Source organism: Blautia sp. BIOML-A1 (assembly GCF_009883055.1).
Lineage (GTDB): Bacteria > Bacillota > Clostridia > Lachnospirales > Lachnospiraceae > Blautia_A.
Map to the genome: position 1 here is coordinate 99,137 of NZ_WWVR01000007.1, position 7,344 is coordinate 106,480.

Genomic DNA, 7,344 nt, shown 5'->3' on the forward strand with positions numbered 1-7,344 from the left:
CAAACCCTCCCGTTTACCCTTGATGTCACAATGTTATATACGGGCTTTTTATTTTTGCACATGAAATCTGAAGCTTCGGAAATTTCTGACTCAGTTTTTTCTTCATGGCCTCCATAAAAATATATTCTGTTCCATAATGTCCGGCATCTATGATCGGAAGACCGGCAGCTACGGCATCAATTCCCGTATGATGATCAATATCACCGGTAACGTACACCTGCGCTCCCTTTGCCAGTGCATCCGGGATCATACTCTTGCCGCTTCCCGTACAGACTGCCGCCTTCTGCACCAGACAATCCGGATCACCGTAAACTCTGACATCATGAAGTGCAAGAGCCTTTTTGACAAAGTCTCCGCACTCTCTCAGCGTCATCTGCTCCGGAAGCATTCCGACACGGCCAAATCCCTCACAGCCGTCCTTTGTCTCCTCTGTCACAGAAAGGACTTCTCTGTCCGTAAGCTTCAGATAATCCGCGCTCAGTTCAGCCATACCAAGTACATCATAGTTGGTGTGCATGGCATAATAGGAAATATTATTCCTGATCAGACGCATAATTTTTCTTCCGGACGAGTCATAATTATTGATCCTCTTGATTCCGCCAAAGATCATCGGATGATGCGTGATGATCATATCTGCACCTTCCTGAACTGCCTCCTCAAGCGTTTCCTCTGTCAGGTCCAATGCGAGAAAGACATGAAAAACACCCTCCTCATCATCTCCGACCAGAAGTCCGACGTTGTCCCAGTTCTCTGCCGCCTCTGCCGGATATTCATGATCCAGCCATGCTGTCAGTTCCTTAACTTTCATAATGATTCAGGGCAGCCAGGATAAGCTGCCTCTCCTCCTCGATTTCTTTTTTGCGTTTAACCGCACTCTCTCCAGTGGCTTCTTTCAGTCTTTCCAGAATCTCTTCGTGGATCCTTAATTCCCGCTCCAGATATTTCTTAAGAACCGGATGTCTCTTCTCCAGAAGGAATCTGCCAAACATCTCTTCCTGTATACTCCACGGCAAGGTCTGCTCTTCTGTTTTTCGATCCACCTTGAGGATCGGGTAAAACTTGCCGTCCTCAAGGATCATTTCTTCTTCTGTAATGCGAAATCCGTTTTCAAGAAGGAAGTGTCGAAAATGCGGAATATCCGACTGTGGCTGAAGGATCATCTCCTGAAAATCTTCCCAGACACTTCTGCCATCCGTAAGAATGCGCTCCATCAAAGGTCCTCCCATTCCCGCGATAACCAGAGTATCTCCCTCTCCATGTCCGATATCAGCCAGTCCGTCACAGCGTCTGGTTTCTATGTAAGAACCCAAGCCATACTGTTCAATATGTGCTCTCGCTCTGGATAATGGTCCTTCTGCAACATCTGTTGCAATCGCTCCCGGGATCCTGCCCTGAAGCTTCAGGTATACCGGCAGATATCCATGATCGCAGCCCACATCCACCAGTCGGTTTCCCTCTGTCACCATATCGGCGATCGCACAAAGCCTCCTGGATATCTGTACTGAAGCACCCATCAGTCCAGATAATCCTTCAGCTTGCGGCTGCGGCTCGGATGACGCAGCTTGCGCAGTGCCTTCGCCTCGATCTGACGGATACGCTCTCTGGTGACGTTGAATTCCTTACCAACCTCTTCAAGAGTACGTGCACGTCCGTCATCCAGTCCGAAACGAAGTCTTAAGACTTTCTGTTCTCTCTCTGTCAGCGTTCCAAGCACTTCGATCAGCTGCTCCTTGAGCAGGGTAAATGCTGCCGCATCTGCCGGTACCGGAACATTGTCGTCCTGGATAAAGTCTCCAAGATGGCTGTCCTCCTCCTCACCAATCGGAGTTTCCAGAGATACTGGTTCCTGAGAGATCTTGAGGATCTCACGGACTCTCTCTACATTCATATCCATCTCTTCTGCAATTTCTTCCGGAGTAGGTTCACGGCCTAACTCCTGCAGTAACTGACGGGAAACACGGATCAGTTTGTTGATGGTTTCTACCATATGCACCGGAATACGGATAGTTCTGGCCTGGTCCGCGATCGCTCTTGTGATCGCCTGACGGATCCACCAGGTTGCATAGGTACTGAATTTATATCCTTTACGGTAGTCAAATTTCTCAACTGCCTTGATAAGTCCGAGGTTTCCTTCCTGGATCAGATCCAGAAACAGCATTCCGCGTCCCACATAACGCTTCGCAATGCTGACTACCAGACGAAGGTTGGCTTCTGCCAGACGTTTCTTGGCTTCCTCATCGCCCTGCTCCATACGCTTCGCAAGCTCGATCTCCTCGTCTGCTGTAAGAAGGCTGACTTTACCGATCTCCTTGAGATACATACGGACCGGATCCTCAATGCTGACACCTTCCGGCACTGAGAGATCGATCTTATCGAGCTCGATCTCTTCCTCATCATCGAGCTTATCCAGATCTGCATCATCGTCCAGCATCAGGCTATCGTCATTCCCTGAAATACGGAGAACATCTACTCCGCTGGCTTCCAGGAAATCGTATACCTTCTCCATCTGTTCAACTTCCAGGGGCTGATCTTTGAAGAAATCACTGATCTCCTGGTATTCCAGTACATTTTTTTTCTTTTTTGCAAGCTCCAGAAGTTCAACCAGTTTCTCGCTGAATTTACCCATATTCATTTCCATAGGTGCTCATTCCTCCATATAGTGTTTATATTTTATCCTTATTCAAAAGAAATATGCAGTTCCCGGCGTTTTCGGCCGAGTTCCTCTAATTCTTTTTTTGCTTTGATGATCTCCTGCAGTCCCGCGATATCCGCAGGATTCCAGTTCCGGTTTTTTTCTGCAAGGCTCTCTGTCTTGATCCGAAGAAGCGTATCGGCAAATGCCTGATCCTGCTCCTTTGGCGTCTCAAGATGGATCGTCGCATTAAACAACGAGGCAACCTCTCTCTGCTGTTCACTGTCCGTAAAGCTGTTCAGAAGTCTGGCGGGATTTACATCTCCCTCCTCCCTCTGTGCAAACAGCATGCCTGCGACTTCCCGATACAGAGGGACCACAAAATCCTCCGGTGTCAGATACTGTGCCACCTTATCAAAAATCTTCGGATAGGTGACGATCCAGGTCAGCATCAGTTTCTGCGCCTGTTCAGATGCATTTTCTTTCTTTTTCTTAGCGGTACTATCCTGACTTTTCTTTGGCTGCACGCGGTATTCTGCCGGTGTCCCCTTAAGTGCCAGTGTGTTGACTCTCTTCTTTAAATCCTCGGTACTGATCCCGTACTGTCCCCGGTATTTCCTGACAACAGCCTCGATATAGAGATTCCGCTCCAGTTCATCCTTCAGTTCCAGGATCATCTCCGCACAGCGTTCAAAAAAGCGGTTCTGCCCCTGCGGTTCCTCCATCTGGAACTCACTCTCTGCCACACTGACCCGGAACATAAAGCTGTCAGATGCCTGCTTAAGCCGTTCCTCAAAAGCCTCCGCCCCAAGATTCTTGATGAATTCATCCGGATCTTTATATGGGCGCAGATTCACGACCCTGGAATTCAGCCCCGCTTCCCGAAGAATCGGGATCGCACGAAGTGCCGCACGGACACCGGCTTCATCACTGTCATAAAGAAGCAACACCTCCTGCGTGTAACGCTTCAGAAGGCTTGCATGTCCCGAGGTAAGCGCTGTTCCAAGAGAAGCAACGGCATTTGTGAATCCTGCCTGGTGCATGGAGATCACATCCATATATCCCTCACAGAGGATCAGATACTTCTGCCTGGTTGTCCTTGCCACATTCAGTCCATACAGGTTTCTGCTCTTGTCAAAAATCTTAGTTTCCGGAGAGTTCAGATACTTCGGTTTGCCATCTCCCATGACACGGCCGCCAAAACCGATCACACGGTTATTGACATCCATGATCGGAAAGATCACACGGTTCCAGAACTTGTCATACATTCCATGGCGTTCATCTACATTGAACAGACCCGATTCCCGAAGCCGGTCATCGCTGTATCCTTTGGATTTGAGGAACTGATACAGGCCACCGCCAAATTTATCTGAATACCCGAGTCCAAACTTACGTAAGGTCTCCTCGCTGAGACCGCGGCCGGTAAGATACTGGTATCCCTGCTCCCCCTTTTCTGTGCGGAGCTGATAATAAAAATACTGTGCAGCCTGCTTATTGATCTCCAGAAGTTCCGTCCTCTCCTGTACCTTCTCTCTCACTTCTTTGGAATATTCGATCTTTGGAAGTTCTACTCCTGCCCTGTCAGCCAAATGCTTCAGTGCCTCCCCAAATGTATAATTCTCATATTCCATAATAAAATTAAAAACATTTCCGCCGGCTCCGCAGCCAAAGCAATAATACATCTGCTTTCCCGGCGTCACGGAAAACGAAGGTGTTTTCTCATTATGAAAGGGACACAGTCCGAAATAAGAACTTCCCTTCCGTGTTAGTTTCACATATTGGGATACCACATCTACAATATCATTCTTCTGACGTACTTCTTCAATGATATCGTCGGAATAACGCATTGCCCATCCTCCTCTGCTGCTTAATAGCCCTCCCAGGACTTCGGTATGTATATCTGCCGGAACTTCTCCATAGAATACTGATCTGTCATACCTGACAGGTAATCACAGACCGCCTGGGATACAGGTTCTCCTCTCTTTATGAGCTCCTGATATTCTCTGGACATCTGTTCCGGATTATCAATATAATATTCGTATAATTTCGTGAGCATTCTGATTGCTTTCTGCTCTTCTTTCTTTGCCTCCGGATGCATATATACATTCTGGAACATAAGCGACCGAAGATTCATCAATGCCTCAAAGATCTCTCCCGACATCTCTATATGATCCCTGCCAAGACTGTTCTCAATAATATCGTGCACGAATGTATTCAGGCGTTCTCTTGTCGTATAGCCAAGAAGTATCCGAAGCGTGACCGGTATATCGTCCTCGGTCAGGATGCCTGCTCTCTGGGCATCATCCATATCATGATGAATATAAGCGATCTTGTCTGAAAAACGAACGATCTGTCCCTCCAGAGTCGCAGGTTTCCCGCTGAGACGGTGGTTCAGAATTCCATCCCGCACTTCCCACGTAAGATTCAGTCCTTCTCCGTTCTTCTCCAGAACCTGTACAACCTGGATGCTCTGCCGGTAATGGGCAAAACCTCCCGGATGGATCTCATTTAATGCATGCTCACCGGCATGGCCAAACGGCGTATGCCCAAGATCATGTCCAAGTGCGATTGCCTCAACCAGATCCTCATTCAGCCGGAGAGCCTTGGCGATCGTCCGGGCAATCTGTGATACCTCAAGAGTATGCGTAAGACGATTCCTGTAATGGTCACCATGCGGTGCAAGAAACACCTGCGTCTTATCCTTGAGTCTGCGAAATGCCTTGCTGTGAAGAATCCTGTCACGGTCTCTCTGATAAACAGTCCTGACATCACACTCTTCTTCTGCACGTTCTCTCCCTCTGGAATGAGCACTGTGTGCCGCATACGGATTCAAAAGTTCCAGTTCCTGCTGTTCCATCTTCTCTCTGATATTCATAAGCATATCCTCTACCGTACAAATGGTTCACAGTAACGACAAAATTCCTTATATTAATATATTCTACATAATGTTTCAAATTCCTCTTTTTTTCAAAAAAATTTCTTTTTTATCTCGCAGATGTCTTTCTCATACATCTGAGTGTATCCTCGCAGGGCATTTCTGCGTTATAGAAAGCACTCTGTAATAACACAAAAAAACTCCTGATGTAACAGGAGTTCTCTCATGCGGAAGATGGGACTTGAACCCACACGAGCGCAATGCTCACAAGATCCTTAGTCTTGCTCGTCTGCCAGTTCCGACACTTCCGCATATCGCATTTCATGGAAACATACATTTCCTCGCGACAAATGTTAGTATAACAAAAGGTAATGTAAAAGTCAATACCTTTCATGCGGAAGATGGGACTTGAACCCACACAAGCGCAATGCTTACAAGATCCTTAGTCTTGCTCGTCTGCCAGTTCCGACACTTCCGCATATCGCATTTCTCCGGGAATTCTTTATTCTCTTCCCTCGCGATAGATATTAGTATAACAAAAGGTAGTACATAAGTCAATACCTTTCATGCGGAAGATGGGACTTGAACCCACACGAGCGCAATGCTCACAAGATCCTTAGTCTTGCTCGTCTGCCAGTTCCGACACTTCCGCATATCGCATTTCATCGGGAATTCTTTGCTCTCTTCCCTCGCGACAAGTAGTAGAATACCAGAAGCCATTCACAAAGTCAAGCATTTTTTGAAATTTTTTCATTTTTTTATAAATTTAATTCAATTCGCAAATACCACCAGCCATATCGTTGACTGATGGTATTGCTGTTTCCTAGCTTAATTCCGCAATTCTGCTGACCGCAACATAGATCTCCTGAATCTTATACCAGGTGGAATAATCCGTGATCCCTGTTTCCGAAAGACCGAATATATTCTGGAATTTACGGACTGCAGCTTTTGTCTGCTCTCCATAAATCCCATCTACACCCACCTTCGGAATCGCTGGATACGCCTCTGCGATCACATTCAGCTGTTCCTGAATCTGCCGGACTTTATTTCCCGTTGCGCCAATATTAAGATCATATCCGGGCCAGGACAGGGGAATTCCCGATATTCCCTCTGCGACGTTGATATAGATATCATTTCCATAAAAATACCTGAGGATCTCAATCGGTGAATATCCTCTGTCTCCTAACGACTTACTGCCCCACTGTGTCATCCAGCCCCGGTCCTTACACTGCACCTGACGTCCGTCACAGTACTGCGTCAGGATCGGCTGCCGCACATCCGGTCTGGACAGATAATTCTCAAAAAGCTCATCCACAATCCTCGAAATGCTGTCAAATATATTTCTCCCGCGTATCCACTTATGATCATAGGCCGTGGAAGAAGTGATCGTGAAATCTTTGCCTTTATTCCGGTACCATTCTGTATAAACCCTGTTCAGTGTAAAGGACATGATCGCCAGTACATTCGCCCGTATCGTATCGTCCGGCCAGGTCGCATAAATCTCACTGCTTGCTACATTTTTGATATAATCTTTATAACGCACATAGTAATCCTGTGCTGTAGTGTCGTTCACCGGCCCGTCATGTACAACAACATATTCCGGGATCACAACCCGGCTCAAAACAATCTCTCCGCTCTCTCCTACCGGCTTTACCTCCGCCTCTTCTATCTTGGGTGGATATTCTCCCCACAGAGTATGAGGACCGATCACAAGACGCTCAAACTCTGCACCTGCCTGAAATGCAAGTCTTACCGGCTGCTCTGCCCTGACCGATGGAAGAACCTGTATACCTGCAATTTCCGAGTTTTCAAAACCTTCCGCCTCTACCTGAACCGT

The 7,344-nt window shown here is 47.2% G+C and carries 6 protein-coding genes and 3 tRNA genes; all 9 read right to left on the bottom strand.

The window, feature by feature from the left end:
• Positions 1 to 25: 25 nt before the first annotated feature.
• Positions 26 to 808, bottom strand: coding sequence for a Nif3-like dinuclear metal center hexameric protein (locus GT674_RS05360; RefSeq protein ID WP_161284773.1), 783 nt, complete (start codon positions 806 to 808; stop codon positions 26 to 28).
• Positions 798 to 1,514, bottom strand: a complete 717-nt coding sequence (locus GT674_RS05365; protein WP_161284774.1) for a tRNA (adenine(22)-N(1))-methyltransferase — start codon at positions 1,512 to 1,514, stop codon at positions 798 to 800. Before GT674_RS05365 ends, GT674_RS05360 begins: the two co-directional genes overlap by 11 nt.
• The gene (gene rpoD, locus GT674_RS05370; protein WP_161284775.1) at positions 1,514 to 2,638 is read right to left on the bottom strand and encodes an RNA polymerase sigma factor RpoD; all 1,125 of its coding nucleotides are present in this window, start codon (positions 2,636 to 2,638) and stop codon (positions 1,514 to 1,516) included. Before rpoD ends, GT674_RS05365 begins: the two co-directional genes overlap by 1 nt.
• Positions 2,639 to 2,676: 38 nt before the next feature.
• Complete coding sequence (dnaG, locus tag GT674_RS05375) at positions 2,677 to 4,479, bottom strand: DNA primase (protein WP_161284776.1); 1,803 nt, start codon at positions 4,477 to 4,479, stop codon at positions 2,677 to 2,679.
• A 20-nt stretch (positions 4,480 to 4,499) separates the two neighbouring features.
• On the bottom strand, positions 4,500 to 5,507 hold the full coding sequence (locus GT674_RS05380) for a deoxyguanosinetriphosphate triphosphohydrolase (RefSeq protein WP_161284777.1): 1,008 nt from the start codon (positions 5,505 to 5,507) through the stop codon (positions 4,500 to 4,502).
• Between the two features lie 226 nt (positions 5,508 to 5,733).
• Positions 5,734 to 5,818 (bottom strand) — tRNA-Leu (locus GT674_RS05385).
• A gap of 82 nt (positions 5,819 to 5,900) precedes the next feature.
• Positions 5,901 to 5,985 (bottom strand) — tRNA-Leu (locus GT674_RS05390).
• Between the two features lie 89 nt (positions 5,986 to 6,074).
• A tRNA-Leu gene (locus tag GT674_RS05395) sits at positions 6,075 to 6,159 on the bottom strand.
• Between the two features lie 171 nt (positions 6,160 to 6,330).
• The coding region (locus GT674_RS05400) for a peptidoglycan-binding domain-containing protein (RefSeq protein ID WP_161284778.1) at positions 6,331 to 7,344 on the bottom strand (1,014 nt) is incomplete at its 5' end.